The sequence below is a fragment of the Polaromonas sp. P1_F2 genome, assembly GCF_056405735.1.
Genome location: NZ_JBFUBN010000002.1, coordinates 476,242 through 499,465 on the forward strand (window position 1 = coordinate 476,242; position 23,224 = coordinate 499,465).

Below are 23,224 nucleotides of genomic sequence, written 5' to 3' on the forward strand. Positions count from 1 at the left end.
GGGGATTACCCCTAAATCGCGGCTGATTCGACATCAGCCGGTGGTTTTTGCTTGCGCTCATAATGTACATAAGTATAAGATTAAGATCAAATGTACACAAGCGCGGGGGTTTGAGCCGGCGCCGTACCGGTCTTTCAAATCGACGAAATGGGGTATTGGATGAATGGTTTTACGCCCAGCGGCCTGGCCGCTGACCTGCTCAGGCTCGAGGCTTCGGGCAAACCGGTGCGCATAGGCCTGATCGGCTCGGGAATGATGGGCACGGACATCGTGACCCAGGTGCTGCAGATGCGCGGCATCGTCGTCGCGGCGATTGCCGACATCAACGTGGCGGCCGCCGTTGCCGCGCTGGCCTCGGCCGGCCATAACCCCGACGCGCATCGCGTCGTCAACACGGCCAGCGCGCTGGAGCAGGCGATACGCGAGCGCCGCATCGCCATCACGCAGGACGCGCAGCTGGTCTGCGCCTGCGGCCTGATCGACGTGGTCGTCGACGCGACCGGCAAACCCGCCGTCGGCGCGCAGATAGGCCTGACCGCCATGGAGCACGGCAAACACCTGGTGATGATGAACGTCGAGGCGGACGTCACCATAGGCGCCTACCTCAAGCACGAGGCCGACCGCCTGGGCGTGATCTATTCGCTGGGCGCGGGCGACGAGCCGAGCGCGGCCATCGAGCTGATCAACTTCGTCTCGGCGCTGGGCTACCCGGTGATTGCCGCCGGCAAGGGCAAGAACAACCCGCTCAACGTCGACGCGACGCCCGACGACTACACCGAGGAAGCCCTGGGCAAGGGGCTGAACCCGCGCATGCTGGTCGAGTTCGTCGACGGCTCCAAGACCGCCGTCGAGATGTCGGCGATCGCCAACGCCACCGGCCTGGTGCCCGACGTCGCCGGCATGCACGGCCCCAATGCCTCGCTGGAAGACCTGCACAAGGTGCTGTGTCCGGTCGCCGACGGCGGCATCCTCACGCGCAAGGGCGTGGTCGACTACACCGTCGGCAAGGGCGTGGCGCCCGGCGTGTTTGTGGTCGCCGAGATGGCGCACCCGCGGCTGCGCGAGCGCATGGACTACCTCAAGCTCGGCACCGGCCCTTACTACACCTTCTACCGGCCTTACCACCTGTGCAGCCTGGAAGTGCCGCTGACCTGCGCGCGCGCCGTGCTTTACGGCCGCGCCGACATGGCGCCGCTGCCCAGACCCACGGCCGAGGTCTGCGCGCTGGCCAAGTGCGACCTGAAGCCCGGCGACCGACTGGACGCGATCGGTGAGTACACCTACCGCGCCTGGGCCATGGCGGCCGGTGATGCACGCGCGAAGAACGCTGTGCCCTGCGGCCTGATCGAGCGCGGCACGGTGACGGCGCACATCCGCAAGGGCGAGCTGCTGACCTACGCGAATGTCGCGGTCGACCCGGACTCGCGCATCGTCGAATTGCGCCGGCGCCAGGACGAACTGGTCTACGGCGTGCTGGAGCACGCATGAACGCCGTGCTCAAACCCACAATCCCTGAGGCCTATACCCGCCTGGGCAAAGCCGCCTTGCACAAGGCCTTGCGCCAGATGGTGCTGATACGCCGCTTTGAGGAAGGCGCGGAGCAGGCTTACATGCGCGGCCTGGTGCACGGCACCATGCATTTGTCGATTGGCCAGGAAGCCAGCGCCGTCGGCGTCGGCATCAACCTGGGCGCGGCGGACTGCATCACCTCCACGCACCGCGGCCACGGCCACTGCATTGCCAAGGGCGCGGAGCCCAAATACATGTTCGCCGAATTTTTCGGCAAGGACACCGGCTACTGCCGCGGCCGCGGCGGCTCCATGCACATCGCCGACGTGGCGGGCGGCAACCTGGGCGCCAACGGCATCGTGGGCGGCGGCATCCCGATCGCGGTCGGTGCGGCGCTGGCGCTCAAGCAGATGAAAAAGCCCAACGTCGTGATTTGTTTCTTCGGCGATGGCGCCAACAATGAAGGTGCCTTCCACGAAGGCCTGAACATGGCGGCGATCTGGAAGCTGCCCGTGGTCTTTGTCTGCGAGAACAACAAATACGGCATGTCGACCTCGACCGAGCGTTCCACCGCCGTGAAAAAAATCGCCACGCGCGCGCTGGCCTACGACATGCCCGGCCTCACGATCGACGGCAACAGCTTTGCCGACGTCGCCGAAGCGGCGCACGCGGCGATTGAACGCGCGCGAGCCGGCGGCGGCCCGAGCCTGATCGAATGCCTGACCTACCGGCACCGCGGCCACTCCAAAAGCGACCGCAACCGCTACCGGACCAAGGAAGAGATCGAGTCCTGGGTCGAACGCGATCCCATTGCGCTCTTCGAGCAGGACCTGCTCAGGCACGGAATGATTCAACAGGATGAAGTGGATGCACTGGTGAAAAGCGTGGAACAGGAAATCGAGGACGCGGTGGCGTTCGCGAAAGACAGCCCGGCGCCCGACATCGCCAGCCTGACGGATTTTGTCTATGCCGCGCCCGTGGCGGAGGCCGCCCATGGCTGAAGCGGTGCGTGAACTGACTTACTCGCAGGCCATCCACGAAGCCCTGGGCATCGCGATGGAGCGCGACGAGCGCGTCTTCCTGATGGGCGAGGACATCGGCGTCTACGGCGGCGCCTTCCAGGTCACCGGCGACCTGGTGCAGCGCTTCGGCGAGGAGCGCGTGATGGACACGCCCATCTCCGAACTCGGCGGCGCGGGCGTCGCGGTCGGCGCGGCCCTGATGGGGCGCCGGCCCGTTTATGAATTCCAGTTTTCCGACTTCGCCTCGCTGGCGATGGAGCAGATCGTCAACCAGGCCGCCAAGATGCGCTTCATGCTGGGCGGCAAGGCTTCGGTGCCGCTGGTCATGCGTTTCCCGAGTGGCTCCGGCACCGGCGCCGCGGCCCAGCACAGCCAGAGCCTGGAAGCCTGGTTTGCCCACGTGCCCGGCCTCAAGGTGGTGCAGCCTTCGACGCCGCACGACGCCAAGGGCATGTTGCTGGCGGCCATCGAAGACCCGGACCCGGTGATGTTCTTCGAGCACAAGCTGCTCTACAAGATGAAGGGCCCTGTCCCCGAAGGCTATTACACCGAACCGCTGCACGAGGCGCGCGTGCGCCGCGAGGGCAGCGACATCACCATCGCCGCAACCGCCATCATGGTGCACCGCGCGCTGGAGGCCGCCGAGCTACTCGCCGCTCAGGGCATTTCGGCCGAGGTGGTTGATTTGCGTTCGCTGCGGCCGCTGGACCATTCCACCTTGATCAGGAGTGTGAGCAAGACCACGCGCCTGGTCTGTGTCTACGAAGGCACCAAGCAGCTGGGCATAGGCGCCGAGGTCAGCGCGATGATCGCCGAGAGTGCGGCCTTCGACCGGCTGGACGCGCCCATCATCCGGCTGGGCGGCGCCGACTGCCCCTTGCCCTACAACCCCGAACTCGAAAAAGCCGCGGTGCCCCAGGTGCCCGACATCGTCGCGGCGGCGCGGCGCTCGCTGCTGGTGAGGGCCTGAGCATGGCGGTGGAACTGATACTGCCGCGCGTCGACATGGACATGAGCGAAGGCAAGATCGCGCACTGGTATGTCAAGAACGGCGACACCGTCACCAAGGGCCAGGTCGTGTTCGAGATCGAGACCGACAAGGCGACCATGGAGATTGACGCGGCGGCCGACGGCATTGTGCAGGGCATAGACGGCGTGGTGGGTGTCACCATGCCGGTGGGCCAGATCGTCGGCTGGATCCTGCAGCCTGGTGAGGCGGTTCCCACTGCCGGTGTGGCACCCGATGCGCCGCAGGCCGTGGCTGAAGCACCTGCGCCGGTTGTCGCTCAAGCCGCACCCACAGTGGCTGCCGCGGGAACATCCACACTGCTGCGCGCCACACCGCTGGCCCGCAGCCTCGCGCGTGAACGCGGCATTGATTTGAACAAGGTCAGCGGCTCCGGTCCCGAAGGTCGCGTGGTGGCCGCCGACCTGGCGAGTACGAAACGTCCGGCAAGCCAAGTCACCACTGGCGCCCTGAACCTGCACTGGTTTTCGCGCCATGAGGGCGCGCCGCTGGTGATGCTGCATGGTTTCGGCACCTCGCAGGGGTCCTGGCGCCTGCTGGCCGACCAGCTGCGCGACCTTCCGGTGCTGGGCGTGGACCTGCCCAACCACGGTAAGTCGCCGCGCGCCGAAACGCCCAATTTCGCCGCCGTCGCGCAGGCCGTGCTGGACCGGCTGGACAGCGAAGGCATCAACGAAGTCCACCTGCTGGGCCATTCCATGGGTGGCGGCACGGCACTGGCACTCACAGGCCTGCTGGGTTCTCGCCTGCGCTCCTTGACCCTGGTGGCCCCGGCCGGGCTGGGCCCCGAGATCAACGGCGCTTTTGTGGACGGCATATTGCGCGCGAACAGCGAAGCCAGCCTGCGCCCCTGGCTGGCCCAATTGTTCGGCGACGCCTCGCGCCTGAGCGGCTCTTTTGTCGCGACGGCCCTGCAGGAACTCGGCAACGAGACCAAACGCGCCGGCCTTGCCGCCATGGCGGCCAGCCTGCTGCCCGACGGTACCCAGGCCGAGTCCTTGCGCAGCCGCCTTGAAGGGCTTGTCATGCCGGTGAAACTGCTCTGGGGTAGGCTGGACCGCGTGCTGCCGATACAGCAGGCCGAGGGCCTGCCGGGCAATGTGGCGCTGCACACCTTGCCGGCTATGGGCCATCTGCCGCAGATCGAGGCGGCGTCGCTGGTCGCGGCCCTGGTGCGGCAGCAGCTGGGCGCGGCGGCTTTCGCTGCATCTTCCCTCCAACCCACGTGAGAACGGCCATGCGAATTCTTGTCAGCAACGACGACGGACATTTCTCGCCGGGGCTGGCCGCCCTGGAGCGCGCCGCTTCCAGCCTCAGCGACGACGTCTGGGTGGTCGCGCCGCAGGACAAGCGCAGCAGCAAGGGCCACAGCATTTCGCTGCATGAACCCTTCACCATGACACGCCTGGGCGTGCGGCGTTATGCCTGCTCGGGCACACCGGCTGACTGCGCGATCGCGGCCTTTGCCTGGCTGTTCGCCGACTCGCACAAACCCACGCTGGTGCTCTCGGGCATCAACGACGGCCGCAACATAGCCGAAGACATCGCCTACTCGGGCACCATGGCCATCGCGCGCGAGGCAAGCTTCTGGGGTGTGCCCGCGATAGGTTTTTCCGCGCCCAAGGGCAGCGATCTTGAATCGCCCGAGGTCGCTGCATGGCTGGCGCGCCTGGTGCGCCATTTCGGCGAGTCCATTGAGGACTGGCACCATCCCGACACCTGGCTCAGCGTCAACCTGCCGGCCGTGCTGCCCGCACCCCTGCGCCATGCGGCGCCGGGCCGGGCCAAGATCGCGGCCGCGATCACGGCTGAAAAAGCTGGGCCCGACACGACGGTCTTGCGCTACGACAAGGGTCGCGCCAGTTCGGCCCAGGCCGGCGACGAGCAAACGCAGCTCGAAGCAGGGTTTGCGACGGTTTACCGACTGCGCTGGAATGGCTACGCTAGCCTGGAAGACTCGCTGCTGGACGGCATCAACGACGCCGCCCTGCAATCCACCACCCACTCATGACGAGACCGCTTTGGCCATGAACCCCTTCGACTTGCCCCTCAAGGTCTTGCGCCACCTGCCAAGCCCGCTGGACCTGCCCCTGGCGCTCAAGGAGCTGTCGGACGGCATGCGGGCACGCGTGGGGCCGCGGCCGGCCGTTACCGCGAAGAAGCACCTGCCGCTGGTCGACGACAGCCAGGTCAGCGGCATACAGATCGGCGAGGTCAGCGGCGACGCGGCCATCATCTGGGCGCGCCTGCCCTATGCGGCCGACGTTGAAATCGCCTGGAGCGCCGATGGCGAAGCCGGCCCGTGGCACACGCTGCGCGCGCCGCAGGCACTTGAAGTGACCGACTACACCACGCGTATCCAACTGGCCGGCCTGCCGCGCAATGCGACGATTTCACTGGCCGTCACCGCCCATGGGCTGGAGGCCGCGCATGCCGGGCCCTGGGTCAGGCGCTCCAGTTTCCGCTCCGCACCCGATACCGCGCGGCCCATCCGTTTTGCCTGGTCGGCTGACGTCAACGGCCAGGGTTTCGGCATCAACCCCGAGTGGGGCGGCCTCAAGATGTTCGAGACCATTCGCCGGCGCGAGCTCGATTTCTTCGTGCACTGCGGCGACACGATTTACGCCGACCATCCGTTGCAGCACCGGGTTGACGACGAGCGCGGCCGCAGCTGGACCAATGTGGTGACCTTGGCCAAGACCCGCGTCGCCGAAAGCATTGAGGACTACCGCGGCAACTTCCGCTACAACTGGCTGGACCCGCATTTCACGAAGTTCTGCGCCGAGGTGCCGCAAATCATCATGTGGGACGACCATGAGGTCGTCAACAACTGGTCGCCCTCGCTGGACCTGATGCGCGACAAGCGCTATGTGGGCAAGGACCTCAAGCTGCTGGCCGCGACGGCCGCCCGCGCCTTCCGCGAATACTCGCCCATGCCGCTGGAAGGCTTTGGCGGCGCCGGCCTGCTGTACCGGCGCGTGCAGTACGGGCCGCTGCTTGACGTGTTTGTCGTCGACATGCAGACGCACCGCGGGCCGAACTCGCACAACACGCAGACCGAAGGCCCGGGAACGGCCTTCCTCGGCGAAGCGCAGGTCCAATGGCTGCAGCAGGAGTTGCTGGCCTCCACCGCGCAATGGAAGGTCATCGCGGCGGGCATGCCCATAGGCACCAACGTCGCCGACGGCCATGACGCCGAGGGCCGGGTCAAGTGGCAGGGCGTGGCCAACGGCGACGACGGCGAGCCCAGCGGCCGCGAGATCGAACTGGCCGGCCTGCTGTCCTTCATCAAGGCGAATGCCATCCACAACATCGTCTGGCTCTGCGCCGACGTGCATTACACGGCCGCGCATTATTTCGATCCCGAACAGGCGGTGTTCAAGGACTTCCTGCCCTTCTGGGAGTTTGTCTCGGGGCCATTGCATGCGGGCTCCTACGGCCCCTTCAACCCCGATGCGACCTTCGGCAACCAGGTGCGCTACTCGCGCGCCTCGCCGGTGCGCGGTGCCAGCCCGGCCGCCGGCTACCAGTTTTTCGGCGAGGTCGAGATCGATCCCGTCTCGCGCTGCCTGACCGTCAAGCTCTGTGATCTCGAGGGGGTCGTGCTCCACACGGAGGTCATAGCGCCCCAATAGCCGAAGTTGCCAGGTTTTCCGTGACCGCATTTGATAACTAAATAGATAGCTAGGAGACAAAGATGAAACGACGTTCCCTGATCCAGGCGGCCGGTGGGCTGGCCGCGGTTTGCGCCGCGGCGCAGCTGCGGGCCCAGCCTTCGGCGATCTGCAAAATCATCGTGCCCTTCGCGCCCGGCGCGGGCAGCGATGCGATGGCGAGGTTTTTCGGCTCCGAACTGAGCAAGTCCTTGGGCCGGCAGTTCGTCATCGACAACCGCACCGGCGCCGGCGGCGCGGTGGGCGCCGACCTGGTGGCCAAGGCGCCGCCCGACGGCCAGACCCTGTTGTTCATCGCCTCGCCCTTCACCACGGTGGCGGCTTCGGGCGGCACGCCCAAATACGACCCGACGCAGTTCGCGCCCGTGGCCATCATGGGCGCGGGCCCGCTGCTGTTTGCCGCGCACCCCAGCCTGCCCGGCAACAACCTGCGCGAAGCCATGGACCACGTCAAGACCAACCCGGGCAAGTACAACTACGGTTCGGCCGGCAACGGCAGCATCAACCATCTGGTGGTCGAGTTGCTCAAGCAGCGCACCCATACCGCCATTGTTCACATCCCCTACCGCGGCATCGCGTTTGCGACCACCGACCTGCTGGCCGGCCAGCTCCAGTTCATGACCGGCAGCGTGCCGGCGTTGATGCCCTACATCAAGGACGGCAAGGTCAAGGCCCTGGCGCTCACCTCCAAGGATCGTGCGCCCAGCGTGCCCGGTGTGCCGGGCATGGAAGAGCTCGGCTTCAAGGACTTCGACGTCAACAACTACTGGGGTTTGATGGCGCCCCCGGGCACGCCGGCCGCGATCACCTCGGAGCTCAACGCCGCGATCAACAAGCTGATCGCACAGCCAGCCGTCGCCGCGCGGCTGCGCCAGGACGCGACCGAGCCGACCCTGCTCGAAGGCGCGGCGATCTCAGCCTATGTGGCGGCCGACTACCAGCGCTGGAAGCACCTGATCACCTCGACCAATATGAAGCTCGGTTGAGCCGGGGCGCTGCGGGATTCAGGAGCGCTGGCGCGCGAGTGCCAGCGCTTTTTGCATGGCGGGCCGGTGCTCTATCAGCGAGCGGCTTTGCCAGGCCGGTTGCAGGCCGGTCATCTGGTCGAGAAAACAGGTCGCGGTCGAGCTGTCTTCGGCGATGTTTTCCAGGAAGCTGTCCCAGCGCGGGCCGCTGAGGGCGGCCGCATCCAGCGTGAGCGCGGCCGTGCCGGCGTTTTTGTGCAGCGCCTGCAGCAGGGTCAGCACAAAGCTTGTGAGGGGAATGGCCGCGGCGGCCGCGGGTACATCACGCAGCACGGGCGGCTGGGCTTCCAGCAGTTTTTGCAGCAGCAGGCCCAGGATGAAATGCCGGAAATCGGCTGCGTTCAGCGCCTCGTAAGGCGCATACAGCTCGACCAGTTCAGCCCAGGAAAAAAATGCCTTTGCCAGGCTTTCTTCATCGACCGCCCAGCTTGTGGAGGGCGTCACGGCATGGCCTTGAAGCGCCTGGCCGAAGGCTTGCCTGAACCAGCTCCAGCTCTGCGCCCTGGAATGCAGGGCGGGCTCACCGGCCCATTCGGCCGCGAGCGGCTCAAGGATGGAGGCTGTCATGGACTCGCTGGGGCCGCGGCCTAGCTGGTTTTGCGAACCCGCAGCAGCTCGTCCAGGATCAGGCAGACCGCGCCTATGGTGATGGCGCTGTCGGCGATGTTGAACGAGGGGAAGTACCAGCCCGCCCAGTGGAACTGCAGGAAGTCCACGACGTAGCCGTGCAGCGTGCGGTCTATGACATTGCCCAGCGCGCCGCCCAGGATGCAGGCCAGCGCGAAGGAGAACAGCTTTTGCCCGGCATGCGAGCGCAGCATCCAGATGATGAACAGCGCCGCGGCGACGCCGATGGCGGTGAAGAACCAGCGCTGCCAGCCCGAGGCTTCAGCCAGGAAGGAAAAGGCCGCGCCGGTGTTGTGCACCCGCACGACGTTGAAGAAGCTGGTCACATAGGTGGAGTCGCCCAGGCGGTAGTAGCCCAGGATCAGCACCTTGGTGAACTGGTCGGCGATGAGGATGATCAGCGCCAGGCCCAGCCAGGGCAGCAGCGAACTGGGGGAGCGGGTGAAGGTGGTTTTTGGCATCAGGCGAACTTCCGCTCTTCACCGGCGCCGAACAGGTTGCTGGTGCAGCGGCCGCAGATTGTCGGGTGGGCCGGGTCGTGGCCCACGTCGGCGCGGTAGTGCCAGCAGCGATCGCATTTGGCGTCGCTGCTGGGGCTCACCTTCGTCGAAACCGCGCTTGCGGCGGCCACTTCGATGGCGGAGGTGATGAAGACGAACTTCAGGTCTTCACCGAGGCCGGCCAGCAACGCGTGGTCTTCGGCCGGCACTTCCAGCACCACATTGGCCTGCAGCGAGGAGCCGACCTTGCCGTCGGCGCGCAGGGTTTCGATGTCCTTGTTGACCGCATCGCGCAACTCGCGGATGCGCGCCCACTTGGCCAGCAGCGCCGCGTCGGGTGCGGGGAACTCGGCGTAGGTTTCCATGAAGATGGATTCCGAAGCGCCGAAGACCTTCCAGGCCTCTTCCGCCGTGAAGCTCAGGAAAGGCGCCATCCAGCGCAGCATGGCGTGCGTGATGCGCCAGAGCGCTGTCTGCGCGCTGCGGCGGGCCAGCGATTTGGGGCCGGTGGTGTAGAGCCGGTCTTTCAGGATGTCGAGGTAGAAAGAACCCAGGTCTTCGCTGCAATAGATCTGCAGCTTGGAGACCACCGGGTGGAATTCATAGACCTCGTAGTGCGCCAGGATGTCGGCCTGCAGCTGCGCCGCGCGGCTCAGCGCGTAGCGGTCGATTTCCAGCATCTGGTCCAGCGGCACGGCATCTTTTGCCGGGTCGAAGTCGCTGACGTTGGCCATCAGGAAGCGCAGGGTGTTGCGGATGCGGCGATAGGCGTCGACCACGCGGGCCAGGATCTTGTCGTCGATGCCCAGGTCGCCCGAGTAGTCGGTCGAGGCGCACCACAGGCGGATGATCTCGGCGCCCAGCTTGTCGCTGACTTCCTGCGGCACCACGACGTTGCCCTCGCTCTTGCTCATCTTGCGGCCCTTGCCGTCGACGGTGAAGCCGTGCGTGAGCAGGCCCTTGTAGGGCGCGCGGTCGTACATCGCGCAGGCGGTGAGCAGCGAGGAATGGAACCAGCCGCGGTGCTGGTCATGGCCTTCGAGGTAGAGGTCGGCCGGCCAGGTCGATTGCGCCGCGTGGCTGTGGCGCAGCACGTGGTCGTGGGTGGTGCCGGAGTCGAACCAGACGTCGAGGATGTCGGTGCTCTTGATGTAGTCGGCGGCTTCGGCGCCCAGGATGGATTCGGCGCTGGCCTTGCTCCAGGCCTCGATGCCGCCGGCCTCCACCATGCGGGCGGCCTGGTCCATGATCTCCATGGTGCGCGGGTGCAGCTCGCCGGTGGCGGTGTGGATGAAAAAGGGCAGGGGCACGCCCCAGTTGCGCTGGCGGCTGATGCACCAGTCGGGCCGGCCGGCGATCATGTCGCGCAGGCGGACCTTGCCGTTTTCAGGGTAGAAGCTGGTTTCCTCGATGGCCGCCAGGGCCAGTTCGCGCAGGGTCTTGCCGGCCTTGTCGCTGGCGAACACGCCCTGGGTGCCGGCGGTTTCGCCGTCCATGCGGATGAACCACTGGGCCGCCGCGCGGTAGATCACCGGCGTCTTGTGGCGCCAGCAGTGCGGGTAGCTGTGCAGGATGTCCTGGGTGGCGAAGAGGCGGCCGTGCTCGCGCAGCTTCTCGATGACCAGCGGCGCGGCCTTCCAGATGTTGAGGCCGCCGAACATGGGCAGCTCGTCGACATAGCGGCCGTTGCCCTGCACCGGGTTGAGGATGTCGTCATAGGCAATGCCGTTGGCCACGCAGGAGTTGAAATCCTCTACACCGTAGGCGGGCGAGGAGTGCACGATGCCGGTGCCGTCGTCGGCGGTCGCGTAGTCGGCCAGGAACACCGGGCTGAAACGCTGGTAGCCTGGGTCGACGTCGTAGAACGGGTGCTGGAAGTTGATCTTCGCGAGGTTTTCGCCCTTGGTGACGGCGATGACGCGTCCTTGCAGCTGGAAGCGCTCCAGGCATTTTTCGACCAGCACCGAGGCCAGCACCAGCAACCCGCGCTCGGTGTCCACCAGCGAGTATGCGAGCTCCGGGTTCAGGTTCAGCGCCTGGTTGGCGGGGATGGTCCAGGCGGTGGTCGTCCAGATGACCGCGAAGGCGTCCTTGCCCAGCGTGGCCTGGCCGAAAGCCAGTGCCAGCTTTTGCGGTTCGGCGCATTTGAAGCCGACGTCCAGCGTCTGCGACTTCTTGTCGGCGTATTCGATTTCAAACTCGGCCAGCGAGGAGCCGCAGTCGAAGCACCAGTACACGGGCTTCAGGCCGCGGTAGACGAAGCCGCGTTCCATGATGCGTTTGAGTGCGCGGATTTCATTGGCCTCGTTGGCGAAATCCATGGTGCGATAGGGGTTGTCCCATTCGCCGAGCACGCCCAGGCGCTTGAAGTCGGACCTCTGGCCTTCGATCTGTTCGGTGGCGAAGGCGCGGCTCTTGGCCTGCACCTCGTCGCGCGGCAGGTTGCGGCCGTGCAGTTTTTCGATGGCGTTTTCGATCGGCAGGCCGTGGCAGTCCCAGCCGGGCACGTAGATCGCGTCGAGGCCCTTGAGCTGGCGCGCCTTGACGATCATGTCCTTGAGGACCTTGTTGACGGCGTGGCCGATGTGGATCTTGCCGTTGGCATAGGGCGGGCCGTCGTGCAGCACGAACTTGGGCTTGCCGGCGCGCACGTCGCGCAGCTTTTTGTAAATGCCTTTGTCGTCCCATTCCTTGGCCCAGCCGGCTTCGCGCTTGGGCAGGTCGCCGCGCATGGGAAACGGGGTGTCTGGCAGGTTCAGGGTGCTGCGGTAATCGGTTTTGGTTTCGGACATGGGATGCTTTTGTTAGGGCGGCCTGAGGGAGCGGGGCCGCCGGCAATACGGTGGGGAGGAAAGCCATCCGCCGTGAGAGCAGGGCGGGGCCAGAGGCGACGAGATCGTCTAAATTCGGTCGCGCGTGGTCTGGCGGCTGGTTTCCGTGTGCATGGCGGCTGAAAACGACTGCGGCGCCTGGGCAAAAAACGCCCGAGCCTCGTCGCAGTCCTTGGCGATGCCTGTTTTCAGGCTCTCCAGGCTGTCGTATTTCAGTTCGTCGTGCAGTTTGTGCAGCAGTTCCACGCGGATGATTTTACCGTATGCCCCCTCGGGCCCAAGGCCGGCGGGCCATTCGAGGCAATGGGTCTCCAGCAGCACGCGTCCGCCGTTGACGTCGGCCGGGTCCAGCGAGGGCCGTATGCCCAGGTTGGCGACGCCCGGGATGGGCTTGTCGCCCAGGCCGTGCACCTGCACCGCAAAAATCCCGCCGGCCGCCGGTTTCCAGTGCGAAAAACGCAGGTTGAGGGTGCGGAAACCGAGGTCACGCCCGAGTTTTCGGCCATGGACTACGTGGCCGGAGACGCTGTAGGGCCGACCCAGCAGGCCGGCGACGCGGTCCATGCGGCCCTGGGCCAGCGCTTCGCGCACGGCGGAACTGGACACCCGGGTGCCATGCACTTCATAGCTGTTCATGCGGGCGACGTCAAAACCCAGGCGTTCGCCGGCGGCGTCCAGCATGGCGTAATCGCCCACGCGCTTGGCGCCGAAGCGGAAGTCGTCGCCCACCAGCACGTACTGGACACCCAGGCCGCGCACCAGCACGTCCTGGATAAAGGCCTCGGCCGGCTGGCCGGCCAATGCGGCGTTAAAGGGCAGGACCACGCACTGGTCTATGCCGCAGCGCGCCAGTTCGGTGAGTTTGTCGCGCAGGGTGGCGATACGCGCCGGCGCCAGTTCCGGCTTGCGCGCCACCGCCGCGAAATAGTCGCGCGGATGGGGTTCGAAGCTCATCACGCAGCTGGGCACGCCCCGGTGCTGGGCTTCGTTTTTCAGCAGCGCCAGCATGGCCTGATGGCCGCGGTGCACGCCGTCGAAGTTGCCTATGGTCAGGGCGCAGTGTTCGGCCAGCTGGGGATGGTGGTAGCCACGGAAAACTTTCATGGGGGCAATTATCGTTTTTGTAGCGCGGGAGCCCGGCCAAACGGGGCTTGAACGTGGTTAATGGGGGATTTGGGGGCGTTTTTCATGATTTCACTGTATATTGATACACAGTCAGCCCAGTACCGTGTTTCCATGCGTCGTCCACCTTGATGGAGGTTCGTTTTGAAGGTCTTGAAGCTCTCAGCCCAGGGATTGCCACAGTCGTGGATCAGCCTTGAACAAGCCGTGTTGCACTACGCGGCCGACGAGGTGCGCTGGGAGATGGGCGCGCGGGTGGTGGTCTTCCACGGCGGCCACAACGCGATCACGGGCCAGCAGTCCATCATCACGGTCAATAGCATCATCGGCACCAAGGGCGTGCCCAACATCAACCCCTTTGACCTTAAACCGGGCCTGACCAACGGCAAGCTGTTCGCCCGCGATCGCAATGTGTGCGCCTACTGCGGCGGGCATTTCCATGAGGAAGACCTGACGCGCGAACACATCATCCCGTTCGCCCAGAACGGCATAGACACCTGGATGAACGTGGTGACGGCCTGCCGCGCCTGCAACCACCGCAAAAGCAGCCGCACGCCCGAACAGGCCCACATGCCGCTGCTCTACACGCCTTATGTGCCCAGCCTCTGGGAAGACTTCATCCTGCGCAACCGCCGCATCCTGGCGGACCAGATGGAGTTTTTGATGGCGCATATTCCCAAAACCTCACGCCTGCACGCGTGAGGCTCTGGGGGCGGCTCAGGCAAATACGCCAGCCGTCTCCTGCATCCGCTCCGACACCTCGCCCAGGTGGTGCAGCGTGTCGCCAAAGGTCATTTCCAGCTGGGTCAGCTTCTTGAAGTAGTGGCTCACGATGTATTCGTCGGTCACGCCGATTCCGCCGTGAAGCTGCACCGCCTGCTGGCCGACAAAACGCATGGACACACCGAGCTGGTATTTGGCGCGCGCCAGGGCCCGGCGGCGCTCGTCGGCCGGGGCGTTGAGCTTGAGCGAGGCGTAATAGCTCATGGAGCGGGCGAGCTCCAGCTGCATCTTCATGTCGGCCACGCGGTGGCGCAGCGCCTGGAAGCTGCTGATGGCCACGCCGAACTGCTTGCGCGTGTTCATGTACTCGACGGTGATGGCCAGGGTTTTATCCATCACGCCCACGGCTTCGGCGCAGGCGGCGGCGATGCCGATGTCGACCGCCTGGGCCAGGGCCGTGAGGCCGTCCAGCGTGATCAATGCGGCCGGCGCGTTCTTGAGCACTACCTCGGCGGCACGGCCGCCGTCCTGCGTGCCGTAGCCGCGCGTCGTCACGCCGGCTGCCGTGCGTTCAACTAAAAACAGCGCGAGTTTGCCTTTGACGAGGGCGGGCACGATGAAGGCGTCGGCCTGGTCGCCGGCCGGGACTATGCTTTTGGTGCCGTTCAGCGTCCAGGCGTCGCCGGCCGCGGTGGCTGCGGCTTCGCATTTCTCAAAATCGTAGCGGGCCGCGCGTTCCTGGTAAGCCAGCACCACCAGGCTTTCGCCGGAAGCGATGTTGGGCAGCCAGGCGGCCTTGAGGGCGGCCGGCGCATAGCCGGCGAGCACGGCCCCGGCGATCAGCGCCTGGGCAAAGGGTTCCAGCACGATGCCGCGGCCCAGCTCTTCCATCACCACCATGCCCTCGACGGGGCCCATGCCCAGGCCGCCGTCGGCTTCGGGGATGTAGAGGCCGGTCAGGCCCAGTTCGGCGATCTGGCCGTAAGCCTCGCGCGAGAAACCGCCGGCTTTGGCGATGCCGCGGCGGCGCTCGAAGTCGTAGCCCTTGTCCACCCATTTGCGCACGGCGTCGCGCAGCTGTTCCTGGTCGTCGGTGAAATCGAAATCCATGGTGTTTTCCTTAGAGCCGGTATTAGCCGAGAACGACTTGCGAGACGATGTTTCGCTGCACTTCGTTGGAGCCGCCGTAAATCGTGGTCTTGCGCATGTTGAAGTAAGTGGACGCCAGCGGTGCGTCGCCCGGCAGGCCGCCGGGAAAGTCGCCTTGCCAGCCGGCTTCCATGGCCTCTTCGATAAAGGGCAGGCTGAAGGGGCCGGCGGCCAGCATCATGAGTTCGCTGTAGCGCTGCTGGATCTCGCTGCCGCGTATCTTGAGCAGGCCGGCGATGTCCAGCGAGTTCTTGCCCGATTTTTCGGCCGAGAGCACGCGCAGCACCAGCATTTCGAGCGCCACCACATCGACCTCGAGCTTGGCGATCTCGTCGCGAAAGCGCTGGTCGTCATAGACGCCTTCGGCCTTGGCGATGCGCTTCAAGCGCTCGAGCTCGCGCTTGGCGCGGTTCACGTCGGCGATGTTGGTGCGCTCGTGGCTCAGCAGGTGCTTGGCGTAGGTCCAGCCCTTGTTCTCTTCGCCGATCAGGTTTTCGGCCGGCACTTCGACGTTGTCGAACCAGACCTCATTGACCTCGGCCTCGCCGTCCAGCAGCACGATGGGGCGCACCGTCACGCCGGGCGACTTCATGTCGATCAGCAGAAAGGAGATGCCTGTCTGCGGCTTGCCTTCGGTGCTGGTGCGCACCAGGCAGAAAATCCATTCGCCGTACTGGCCCAGCGTGGTCCAGGTCTTCTGGCCGTTGACAATGTATTTGTCTCCCTGGCGTTCGGCCCGGCATTTGACCGAGGCCAGGTCGGAGCCGGAACCCGGCTCGCTATAGCCCTGGCTCCACCAGACTTCGCCGCTGGCAATGCCGGGCAGAAAGCGCTTTTGCTGCTCGGGGCTGCCGAAGGCCATGATCACGGGCGCCACCATCACCGGGCCGAAGGGCACAACGCGCGGCGCGCCGGCCAGCGCGCATTCTTCCTCAAACAAATGTTTTTGCACCGCGTTCCAGCCCGGGCCGCCGAACTCCTTGGGCCAGCCGTGGCCCAGCCAGCCTTTTTTGCCGAGGATCTTGGCCCAGCGTTGCATGTCGTCACGCGTGAGCCGCAGGGCGTTGTGCACCTTGTGTGAAATGTCGGCCGGAAGATTGGCATGAACCCAGGCGCGAATCTCTTCGCGGAAAGCCTGTTCTTCAGGGGTGAAAGCTAAATCCATGGTGGGATGTCTCCAGGTTATCGGGGTGTCCGCAGCCGGTCGCCTGCGGTCAATTTCTTATTTTTAGCACGGTCGTTCGCAATTTTATGTCTCAGTTGGGACATGGGGCTGGAGGCGGGTGGCCGGCCGGCCGGGGCCCTCTAAACTAGAGGGCTATGGCCAGCGCGAACAAACCGAACAAAAACATCGTCATCCTGATTTCCGGCAGTGGCTCCAACATGGCCGCCATTGCCCGGGCGGCGGAGAAAGAAGGCTGGCGCGGCCTTTACGGCGCCCAGGTGGCCGCCGTCATCAGCAACCGCGCCGACGCCGCCGGGCTGGAACTGGCCCAAGGCCTGGGCATCGCCACCGCTGTGGTGCCGCACAAGGCCTTTGATTCGCGCGAGGCCTTTGACGCCGAATTGATGGTGCGTATAGACGGCTACACGCCGGCGCTGGTGGTGCTGGCCGGTTTCATGCGCATCCTGACGCCCGGCTTTGTGCGGCACTACGCGGGGAGGCTCATCAACATCCACCCCTCGCTGTTGCCGGCCTTCACCGGCCTCAACACGCACCAGCGCGCGATCGACGCCGGCTGCAAGGTGGCGGGCGCGACGGTGCATCAGGTGACGGCCGAACTCGACCATGGTGCCACCCTGGCGCAGGCCGTGGTGCCGGTGCTGCCGGGCGATACAGCCGAAACCCTGGCCGCGCGTGTGCTCACGCAGGAGCACCTGATCTTCCCGCAAGCCGTGCGTGGGTTTTTCGAATGCGGCGGCTGAGGTTTGCCGGCTCGCAGGCAAGCGGGCTTACTTCTGGTTGCCAGTGACGGCCTTGAAAAAAGTTGAAACCGGATCTGTTTTGAATCCAGCGGGGCCTGTGCTTCGTATTCATCACAGCCGCTTGAATCCCTGTGATTTCGGCTCCTGGTTCATCTCAGTTCAACTTCTTTCAAAGGACTTCACATGCAGATCCAACACAAACTCGCTTCCCTCGGTGTGGCGCTGGCCCTGTCGCTCGCCACGATTCCTTCGTTCGCGCAGGTCATGGTGGGCGGCGCGCCCATGCTGGCAAGCAAGGACATCATCGACAACGCCGTCAACTCCAAGGACCACACCACGCTGGTCGCGGCGGTCAAGGCCGCGGGCCTGGTCGACACGCTCAAGGGTCCAGGCCCTTTCACGGTGTTCGCGCCCACCAACGCGGCCTTCGCGGCGCTGCCCGCCGGTACCGTGGACACGCTGCTCAAGCCTGAGAACAAGGGCATGCTGACCGGCGTGCTGACCTACCACGTGGTGGCCGGCAAATGGGATGCCGCCGCCATCAGCAAGATGATTGCCGACGGCAAGGGCATGGCCTCCATCAAGACAGTAGCCGGCGGCACGCTCGTGGCCAAATCAAACGGCGGCAAGGTCACGGTGACCGATGAAAAAGGCGGTGTGGCCACCGTGAGCATCGCCGACGTCTACCAGTCGAACGGCGTGATCCACGTAGTCGACAAGGTGTTGTTGCCCAAGTAAGGCGGGGCTTTTGACCAGGCCCGTGCGTCGTGCACGGGCTTGTTTGCATTCGCTCAGGCGGGCTTGAGCAGGTGCAGCGCGGCCTTCAGGATGCTTTGCGCATCGACGCTGAAAAATTCGCGCAGCGCGGCGCGCGTGTCGCTGCGGCCGAAGCCGTCTGTGCCCAGGGTCAGGTAGCGCCGGCCTTCGGGCAGGAAGGCGCGAATGCTTTCGGGCACGGCGCGCACATAGTCGGTGGCGGCGATGATGGGGCCGGTGCTGGCTTTCAACTGCTGCGCAACGAAGGCTTCAGCGTGCGCTTCGCCGCTGAGCGCCGCTTGCTGGTTGGCTGCACCGTCGCGCGCGAGTTCGCTCCAGCTGGTCACGCTGTACACCGTGGCGGCGATGCCCTGCTGCGCGAGTTGCTGCGCGGCCTTGATGACTTCGGTAAGGATGGCGCCTGATCCCATGAGGGTGACTTCGCCGGCCGCCTTCTTGCCGGTGGGCGGGAAACTGTCGAAGCGGTAGCAGCCGCGGATGATGTCGGCCTCGGCGCCGGGCCGCAGGTCGGGCTGGGCGTAGTTCTCGTTCATCAGCGTGACGTAATAGAACACGTCTTTCTGCTCGACCATCATTTCCCGCATGCCGCGGTCCAGGATCACGGCAAGTTCGCCGGCGAAGGCCGGGTCGTAGGCCTTGCAGTTGGGAATGGTGGCGGCGATCAGGTGGCTGCTGCCGTCCTGGTGCTGCAAGCCTTCGCCGCCCAGGGTGGTGCGGCCCGAGGTCGCGCCCAGCAGGAAACCGCGCGCGCGCTGGTCGGCGGCGGCCCATATCTGGTCGCCCACGCGCTGGAAGCCGAACATGGAGTAATAGATATAGAAGGGCAGCATGGCCAAGCCGTGCACGCTGTAGCTGGTGGCGGCGGCCGTCCAGCTGGCCAGGGCGCCGGCTTCGCTGATGCCTTCTTCCAGGATCTGGCCGTCAAGCGCCTCGCGGTAGCTCAGCACCGAGCCTATGTCTTCGGGGGCATAGCGCTGGCCCACGCTGGAATAGATGCCGACCTGCTTGAACAGGTTGGCCATGCCGAAGGTGCGTGCCTCGTCGGCGACGATGGGCACGATCTTCGGGCCCAAGGCTGAATCCTTGAGCAGGCCGCCCAGCATGCGCACAAAGGCCATGGTGGTGCTCATCTCCTTGCCGTCGGCGGCCAGCGCGAACTGGGCGTAGGCGGGCAGGGCCGGGATGTCCACGGTGTCGGCCGCGGTTTCACGCCGCGGCAAATAACCGCCCAGCGCCGCGCGCCTGGCGTGCATGTACTGCATCTCGGCGCTGTCGGCGGCGGGTTTGTAGAAGGCCAGGTTTCTGGCCTGCTCGTCACTGAGCGGCAGGTTGAAGCGGTTGCGGAATTCGATGAGGTCTTCGCCGTCGAATTTTTTCTGCGAATGCGTGGTCATGCGGCCCTGGCCGGCGCTGCCCATGCCGTAGCCTTTTTTGGTGTGGGCCAGGATCACGGTGGGCTGGCCTTGGTGGTTGGCGGCTGCGGCGTAGGCGGCGTGGATTTTCACGAGGTCGTGGCCACCGCGTTTGAGGCGGTCTATCTGCTCGTCGGTCATGCCCTGGGCCAGGCGCGCGAGTTCGGCGTTCTGGCCGAAGAAGTTGTCGCGGTTGAAGCGCCCGTCTTTCGCGGCAAAGGTCTGCATCTGGCCGTCCACCGTTTGCGCGAAGGCCTGGGTCAGCGCGCCGGTCAGGTCGCGCGCAAACAGGCCGTCCCAGTCGCTGCCCCAGACCAGCTTGATGACGTTCCAGCCGGCGCCGGCAAACAGCTTTTCGAGCTCGTCAATGATGCGGCCGTTGCCGCGCACCGGACCGTCCAGGCGCTGCAGGTTGCAGTTGACGACCCAGACCATGTTGTCCAGCCCCTCGCGCGCGGCCAGGGTCAGCGCGCTCATGGATTCGGGCTCGTCCATTTCGCCGTCGCCGAAGACACCCCAGACCTTGCGGCCGGTGCAATCAAGCAAACGTCGGTGCGTGAGGTAGCGCATGAAGCGCGCGTGGTAGATGGAGCTGATGGGGCCTATGCCCATGGAGCCGGTGGGGAACTGCCAGAAGTCCGGCATCAGATAAGGGTGGGGGTAGCTGCACAGGCCTTGCGCACCCTGGCCGGGCGCGCTGAGTTCCTGGCGGTAAAAGCCGAGGTCTTTCTCGCTGAGGCGGCCTTCGAGATAGGCGCGTGCATAGACGCCGGGCGCGCTGTGCGGCTGGAAGAACACGAGGTCACCGCGGTGCTGGCCTTCCCCCACACCTTCACGCGCGCGGAAGAAGTGGTTGAAGCCGGTTTCAAACAGGTCGGCCGCGCTGGCGTAACTGGCAATGTGGCCGCCGAGTTCGGCGGAGCCGCCGGTTTCGGCCTGGTTGGCGCGCACCACCATGGCCAGCGCGTTCCAGCGCATCAGCGAAGCCAGGCGCTCTTCCATCGCGAGGTCGCCGGGGAACACGGGCTGCTCGTCCACGGCGATGGTATTCATATAGGGCGTGGCCAGCTCGGGCTGCCAGCCTATGCGCTGCTTGCGGGCGACGCGGCTCAATTCGTTGAGCATGTGCCGCGCGCGGGCGGGGCCGTGGGTCAGGGCCAGCGCCTCAAAGGCTTCACGCCATTCGGCGGTTTCCTGTGGGTCCGGATCGGTCGGCGTGACGGCCTGCATCAGCAAATGGTGGGGGGTGGAATCGTTCATGGCAGAAACGACTGTACGCAGCTTTTCCCGGAAGGTGTAGCCTCAATATCGGGGTTTAAGGTGATTCAGAGGCATAAAATGCCGTAGAAATGGATTTTTACAGATGATGCAGCTTGACGCCCTTGATTTGAAAATCCTCGACGAATTGCAGCGCGACGGCTCGCTGTCCAACGTGGAGCTGTCGCGGCGTGTGCATCTGAGCCCCTCGCCTTGCCTGGCCCGCGTCAAGGCGCTGGAGGCCGGCGGTGTGATTGACCGTTATGTGGCGATCGCCAATGCCGCAGCGCTGGGCCTGGGCCTCAATGTCTTTATCTCCATCAGCCTGCGCACGCAAAGCAAGGAGTCGCTGGCCGACTTTGAGCGGCGCATCGCCGAGCACGACCAGGTGATGGAGTGTTATTTGATGTCGGGCGACAGCGATTACCTGATTCGCGTGGCGGTGGCCGACATAGGTGCGCTGGAGAAATTCATCCTCGAGCAGCTGTCGCCGATTTCAGGGATTGAAAAAATCCGCTCGAGTTTTGCGCTCAAGCAGGTCAGATATAAAACCGCCTTGCCGCTGCCCAGGCGCTAGGGCCGCTCACAAAACCCTCCTGGCGTTGTTGCAGTCGCCTTGCCGTGCTGGTGCACCGTTTGCGGCGCCGCGCCTAGCCAGGACCGCTGCGCTGGGTTTTGTGAACGGCCCTGGGCGGAAAATCTACGGACTGGGCTCAGCGGGAGCCGCGCTCGCCCGCCAGCGAGGGATGCGAGGTTTCAATCGCATTGATCTTGGCCAGCAGGTCCTCACGCCGGTTGGCGCCCTCGGCCGCGGCGCTGCCGGGCTCCAGCGGCGAGTCGACAAACTGCACCGGGCGTTTGGTGCCGGAGGCCATGTGGTGCAGGCGTACCTTGAGTGAATCGGTCACATCCGCGGCGGTTTGTTCGCGAGGCGTGTCGTGCCATATGGCGATGTGCAGGCTGAAAGCGCCCGCATCGGCGAATTTTTCGGAGGCGCGTATGCAGTCCGCCAGGATTTTGGTGGAAACCTCCGACAGGACGGCGCGGCTGACGGGGCCTTCGACCAGCACCAGGAAATGGTTTTCGTCGCAGCGCGCCACGGTATCCACGTCACGCGCGGCGCGACGCAGGATCTCACCGATGCGCGACAGCGCGGCGCCGCGCTTCTGGTCGCCCACCTCGTCATGGCTGGGCGCCTGGTTGAGCCAGTGCAGCATCAGCGCGCCGCAGGCCAACTTCTGCCGGCGGCCGCGCAGCAGCATGGCCGGCAGCCTGGCTTCGATGATGCGCGGCAGCATCAAGCCGCTGGCGGCGTCGTAGGTCGCGAGGGTGGCGCCGCGGTGATTGGAGAACAGCGCCGCCCGGCTGCGCCATGCGAGCACCCCGAAAACCCAGAGCAGGCCGACCATGGCCGACAGCACGCCCGCGGCCTGCGCCGATTCCACATTCAGCACCCAGCCCGCGTTGTAGGAAAGCCGCGCCAGCGCGGCCAGGCCGATAGGCGCGGCGCCGAGCAGCAACAGGAGGTTCCATGCCTGGCCGCGCAGGGATATCCAGACCAGGCTCGCCAGGATTGCCATGGTGGCCAGCGCCAGCCACAGGTTGCGCAGGTCGCGCGGCACGAAGTCCAGGCGGACCATCATCACGCAGGCCAAAAGCAGGCTGCCCGCCGTAACGCCGCCCAGCAGCCGGTACAGGCGCGGATGGCCGTCCCGGGCATAGCTGGCCTGGGCGCAGAACCAGGCGGCCGCGGCCATGGTGACCGTGGCGGACACCCAGCCCATGACCTGGTTCAGGTGCACGCTGTAGGGCCAGATGCGCCAGCCGCCATAGCCGATCAGCACCAGCTGCGTGAACATCAGGGTGACCACCACGGCGCCGAACCACAGGAAGACCTTGCTGCGCGACATGCTGAACGCGGCCAGGCACAGCAGGGCCAGCACGCTGAACATGCCCCACATCAGGCCAATCACCACGCCGACGCGCGAGGCGCCGTCGATGTATTCAATGGGGGTGAGCAGCATGGGCCGTTCGGTGATGGGCCGGCGATGCTCGAAGCGCAGGTAATAAACCTGCGGCTGGTCGGCGTGCGATTGCAGCTCAAAACTCGGGACGCGGGTGCGCAATGCCCAGTAGGCCGGGGCGATCGCCTCGCCCGCGGAGTGGACCTGCCAGCCGCCCTGCGGGTCGCGCGCATAAAGACTGACCTTGAAGATCGCCTGGGCGGGCAGCCGGATATACCAGGTCTGCAGGTTCTCGGTGACCGGCAAGGCGAAGCTGGCCCAGACTTCCTGCTTGTCCGAGGTCGGCAGGATGGTGTCGTCGGTATAGGGCTGGAAGACGCGCTTTTCGGCGCCGGATTCCGCGGTGCTGAAGGCGTCGGGCGAGGTGACGGAGTCCTTGGGCACAGCGACCCATTGCAGCGGCTGGGCCAAGGTGATCTGGGGGCTGTTTTCATACAGCCGGTCAAACACCTGCGCATGGCTGGCGCCGAAAATGACGCAGAGCAGCATGAGGAGGAGACAACGCAGGCTGGCTTTGAGGGACATGGGCATAGCTTATGGCAAAAGAGCGGCGTGACCACAACCGGCGGCCGGCCGATTCGGGCAATTTATACGGTGAACAGCTGTTTAAACCGGAAAC

19 protein-coding genes are annotated in these 23,224 nt (G+C 65.4%); 11 read left to right on the forward strand and 8 right to left on the reverse strand.

Going from position 1 to position 23,224, the window contains the following annotated elements; translation table 11 throughout:
• Positions 1 to 159: 159 nt before the first annotated feature.
• The 7 genes from AC1D0O_RS06190 (at position 160) to AC1D0O_RS06220 (ending at position 8,218) form a co-directional block, all read left to right on the forward strand.
• Entirely contained in the window at positions 160 to 1,488 is a 1,329-nt protein-coding gene (locus AC1D0O_RS06190; protein WP_477652660.1) for an NAD(P)H-dependent oxidoreductase, read from the forward strand.
• Entirely contained in the window at positions 1,485 to 2,510 is a 1,026-nt protein-coding gene (locus AC1D0O_RS06195; RefSeq protein ID WP_477652661.1) for a thiamine pyrophosphate-dependent dehydrogenase E1 component subunit alpha, read from the forward strand. Before AC1D0O_RS06190 ends, AC1D0O_RS06195 begins: the two co-directional genes overlap by 4 nt.
• Complete coding sequence (locus tag AC1D0O_RS06200) at positions 2,503 to 3,501, forward strand: alpha-ketoacid dehydrogenase subunit beta (protein WP_477652662.1); 999 nt, start codon at positions 2,503 to 2,505, stop codon at positions 3,499 to 3,501. Before AC1D0O_RS06195 ends, AC1D0O_RS06200 begins: the two co-directional genes overlap by 8 nt.
• A gap of 2 nt (positions 3,502 to 3,503) precedes the next feature.
• Positions 3,504 to 4,787 (forward strand): acetoin dehydrogenase dihydrolipoyllysine-residue acetyltransferase subunit, encoded by a 1,284-nt coding sequence (locus tag AC1D0O_RS06205; RefSeq protein ID WP_477652663.1) that lies wholly within the window; start codon positions 3,504 to 3,506, stop codon positions 4,785 to 4,787.
• A gap of 8 nt (positions 4,788 to 4,795) precedes the next feature.
• Positions 4,796 to 5,569, forward strand: a complete 774-nt coding sequence (locus AC1D0O_RS06210; RefSeq protein WP_477652664.1) for a 5'/3'-nucleotidase SurE — start codon at positions 4,796 to 4,798, stop codon at positions 5,567 to 5,569.
• A 16-nt stretch (positions 5,570 to 5,585) separates the two neighbouring features.
• Positions 5,586 to 7,193: an alkaline phosphatase D family protein gene (locus tag AC1D0O_RS06215; protein WP_477652665.1), complete on the forward strand. Its 1,608-nt coding sequence runs from the start codon at positions 5,586 to 5,588 to the stop codon at positions 7,191 to 7,193.
• A 62-nt stretch (positions 7,194 to 7,255) separates the two neighbouring features.
• The gene (locus AC1D0O_RS06220) at positions 7,256 to 8,218 is read left to right on the forward strand and encodes a Bug family tripartite tricarboxylate transporter substrate binding protein (protein ID WP_477652666.1); all 963 of its coding nucleotides are present in this window, start codon (positions 7,256 to 7,258) and stop codon (positions 8,216 to 8,218) included.
• Positions 8,219 to 8,236: 18 nt separating this feature from the next.
• Here the strand turns inward: AC1D0O_RS06220 and AC1D0O_RS06225 are convergent, their stop codons facing one another.
• The 4 genes from AC1D0O_RS06225 to AC1D0O_RS06240 form a co-directional block, all read right to left on the reverse strand.
• Positions 8,237 to 8,824, reverse strand: a complete 588-nt coding sequence (locus tag AC1D0O_RS06225; protein ID WP_477652667.1) for a hypothetical protein — start codon at positions 8,822 to 8,824, stop codon at positions 8,237 to 8,239.
• A gap of 20 nt (positions 8,825 to 8,844) precedes the next feature.
• Positions 8,845 to 9,345: a signal peptidase II gene (lspA, locus tag AC1D0O_RS06230; protein ID WP_477652668.1), complete on the reverse strand. Its 501-nt coding sequence runs from the start codon at positions 9,343 to 9,345 to the stop codon at positions 8,845 to 8,847.
• Positions 9,345 to 12,176 (reverse strand): isoleucine--tRNA ligase, encoded by a 2,832-nt coding sequence (ileS, locus tag AC1D0O_RS06235; protein ID WP_477652669.1) that lies wholly within the window; start codon positions 12,174 to 12,176, stop codon positions 9,345 to 9,347. Before ileS ends, lspA begins: the two co-directional genes overlap by 1 nt.
• Positions 12,177 to 12,284: 108 nt before the next feature.
• Positions 12,285 to 13,319 carry a bifunctional riboflavin kinase/FAD synthetase gene (locus AC1D0O_RS06240; protein WP_477652670.1) on the reverse strand — a complete coding sequence of 345 codons (1,035 nt, stop codon included), beginning with the start codon at positions 13,317 to 13,319 and terminating at the stop codon, positions 12,285 to 12,287.
• Positions 13,320 to 13,481: 162 nt separating this feature from the next.
• On the opposite strand from AC1D0O_RS06240, the gene AC1D0O_RS06245 reads away from it, so the two are divergent.
• Positions 13,482 to 14,039, forward strand: coding sequence for an HNH endonuclease (locus AC1D0O_RS06245; protein ID WP_436153452.1), 558 nt, complete (start codon positions 13,482 to 13,484; stop codon positions 14,037 to 14,039).
• Between the two features lie 15 nt (positions 14,040 to 14,054).
• Here the strand turns inward: AC1D0O_RS06245 and AC1D0O_RS06250 are convergent, their stop codons facing one another.
• Together AC1D0O_RS06250 and AC1D0O_RS06255 are read right to left on the reverse strand one after the other, a co-directional pair.
• Positions 14,055 to 15,170, reverse strand: a complete 1,116-nt coding sequence (locus tag AC1D0O_RS06250; RefSeq protein ID WP_477652671.1) for an acyl-CoA dehydrogenase family protein — start codon at positions 15,168 to 15,170, stop codon at positions 14,055 to 14,057.
• A gap of 22 nt (positions 15,171 to 15,192) precedes the next feature.
• Positions 15,193 to 16,374 carry an acyl-CoA dehydrogenase family protein gene (locus AC1D0O_RS06255; RefSeq protein ID WP_477652672.1) on the reverse strand — a complete coding sequence of 394 codons (1,182 nt, stop codon included), beginning with the start codon at positions 16,372 to 16,374 and terminating at the stop codon, positions 15,193 to 15,195.
• 155 nt (positions 16,375 to 16,529) lie between these two features.
• Here AC1D0O_RS06255 and purN point away from each other — a divergent pair, with 155 nt between their 5' ends.
• Complete coding sequence (purN, locus tag AC1D0O_RS06260; protein ID WP_477652673.1) at positions 16,530 to 17,135, forward strand: phosphoribosylglycinamide formyltransferase; 606 nt, start codon at positions 16,530 to 16,532, stop codon at positions 17,133 to 17,135.
• A 183-nt stretch (positions 17,136 to 17,318) separates the two neighbouring features.
• A complete protein-coding gene (locus tag AC1D0O_RS06265) occupies positions 17,319 to 17,873 on the forward strand; it encodes a fasciclin domain-containing protein (protein ID WP_477652674.1) in 555 nt (184 codons plus the stop codon).
• Between the two features lie 53 nt (positions 17,874 to 17,926).
• Here the strand turns inward: AC1D0O_RS06265 and mdeB are convergent, their stop codons facing one another.
• Positions 17,927 to 20,584 (reverse strand): alpha-ketoglutarate dehydrogenase, encoded by a 2,658-nt coding sequence (gene mdeB / locus AC1D0O_RS06270; RefSeq protein ID WP_477652675.1) that lies wholly within the window; start codon positions 20,582 to 20,584, stop codon positions 17,927 to 17,929.
• Between the two features lie 106 nt (positions 20,585 to 20,690).
• On the opposite strand from mdeB, the gene AC1D0O_RS06275 reads away from it, so the two are divergent.
• Positions 20,691 to 21,158, forward strand: coding sequence for an Lrp/AsnC family transcriptional regulator (locus AC1D0O_RS06275; RefSeq protein ID WP_477652813.1), 468 nt, complete (start codon positions 20,691 to 20,693; stop codon positions 21,156 to 21,158).
• 136 nt (positions 21,159 to 21,294) lie between these two features.
• On the opposite strand, the gene AC1D0O_RS06280 is transcribed toward AC1D0O_RS06275, so the two are convergent.
• Positions 21,295 to 23,130 (reverse strand): sensor domain-containing diguanylate cyclase, encoded by a 1,836-nt coding sequence (locus AC1D0O_RS06280; RefSeq protein WP_477652676.1) that lies wholly within the window; start codon positions 23,128 to 23,130, stop codon positions 21,295 to 21,297.
• Between the last annotated feature and the right edge of the window lie 94 nt (positions 23,131 to 23,224).

Excerpts from the sequence above, each read along its gene's own strand:
- AC1D0O_RS06190 (WP_477652660.1), top strand. The coding sequence starts at position 160 with ATGAATGGTTTTACGCCCAGCGGCCTGGCCGCTGACCTGCTCAGGCTC.
- AC1D0O_RS06225 (WP_477652667.1), bottom strand. The coding sequence starts at position 8,824 with ATGACAGCCTCCATCCTTGAGCCGCTCGCGGCCGAATGGGCCGGTGAG.
- AC1D0O_RS06210 (WP_477652664.1), top strand. The coding sequence starts at position 4,796 with ATGCGAATTCTTGTCAGCAACGACGACGGACATTTCTCGCCGGGGCTG.
- AC1D0O_RS06220 (WP_477652666.1), top strand. The coding sequence starts at position 7,256 with ATGAAACGACGTTCCCTGATCCAGGCGGCCGGTGGGCTGGCCGCGGTT.
- ileS (WP_477652669.1), bottom strand. The coding sequence starts at position 12,176 with ATGTCCGAAACCAAAACCGATTACCGCAGCACCCTGAACCTGCCAGAC.
- purN (WP_477652673.1), top strand. The coding sequence starts at position 16,530 with ATGGCCAGCGCGAACAAACCGAACAAAAACATCGTCATCCTGATTTCC.
- AC1D0O_RS06255 (WP_477652672.1), bottom strand. The coding sequence starts at position 16,374 with ATGGATTTAGCTTTCACCCCTGAAGAACAGGCTTTCCGCGAAGAGATT.
- AC1D0O_RS06280 (WP_477652676.1), bottom strand. The coding sequence starts at position 23,130 with ATGTCCCTCAAAGCCAGCCTGCGTTGTCTCCTCCTCATGCTGCTCTGC.
- lspA (WP_477652668.1), bottom strand. The coding sequence starts at position 9,345 with ATGCCAAAAACCACCTTCACCCGCTCCCCCAGTTCGCTGCTGCCCTGG.
- mdeB (WP_477652675.1), bottom strand. The coding sequence starts at position 20,584 with ATGAACGATTCCACCCCCCACCATTTGCTGATGCAGGCCGTCACGCCG.
- AC1D0O_RS06240 (WP_477652670.1), bottom strand. The coding sequence starts at position 13,319 with ATGAAAGTTTTCCGTGGCTACCACCATCCCCAGCTGGCCGAACACTGC.
- AC1D0O_RS06205 (WP_477652663.1), top strand. The coding sequence starts at position 3,504 with ATGGCGGTGGAACTGATACTGCCGCGCGTCGACATGGACATGAGCGAA.
- AC1D0O_RS06200 (WP_477652662.1), top strand. The coding sequence starts at position 2,503 with ATGGCTGAAGCGGTGCGTGAACTGACTTACTCGCAGGCCATCCACGAA.
- AC1D0O_RS06215 (WP_477652665.1), top strand. The coding sequence starts at position 5,586 with ATGAACCCCTTCGACTTGCCCCTCAAGGTCTTGCGCCACCTGCCAAGC.
- AC1D0O_RS06195 (WP_477652661.1), top strand. The coding sequence starts at position 1,485 with ATGAACGCCGTGCTCAAACCCACAATCCCTGAGGCCTATACCCGCCTG.
- AC1D0O_RS06265 (WP_477652674.1), top strand. The coding sequence starts at position 17,319 with ATGCAGATCCAACACAAACTCGCTTCCCTCGGTGTGGCGCTGGCCCTG.
- AC1D0O_RS06250 (WP_477652671.1), bottom strand. The coding sequence starts at position 15,170 with ATGGATTTCGATTTCACCGACGACCAGGAACAGCTGCGCGACGCCGTG.
- AC1D0O_RS06275 (WP_477652813.1), top strand. The coding sequence starts at position 20,691 with ATGCAGCTTGACGCCCTTGATTTGAAAATCCTCGACGAATTGCAGCGC.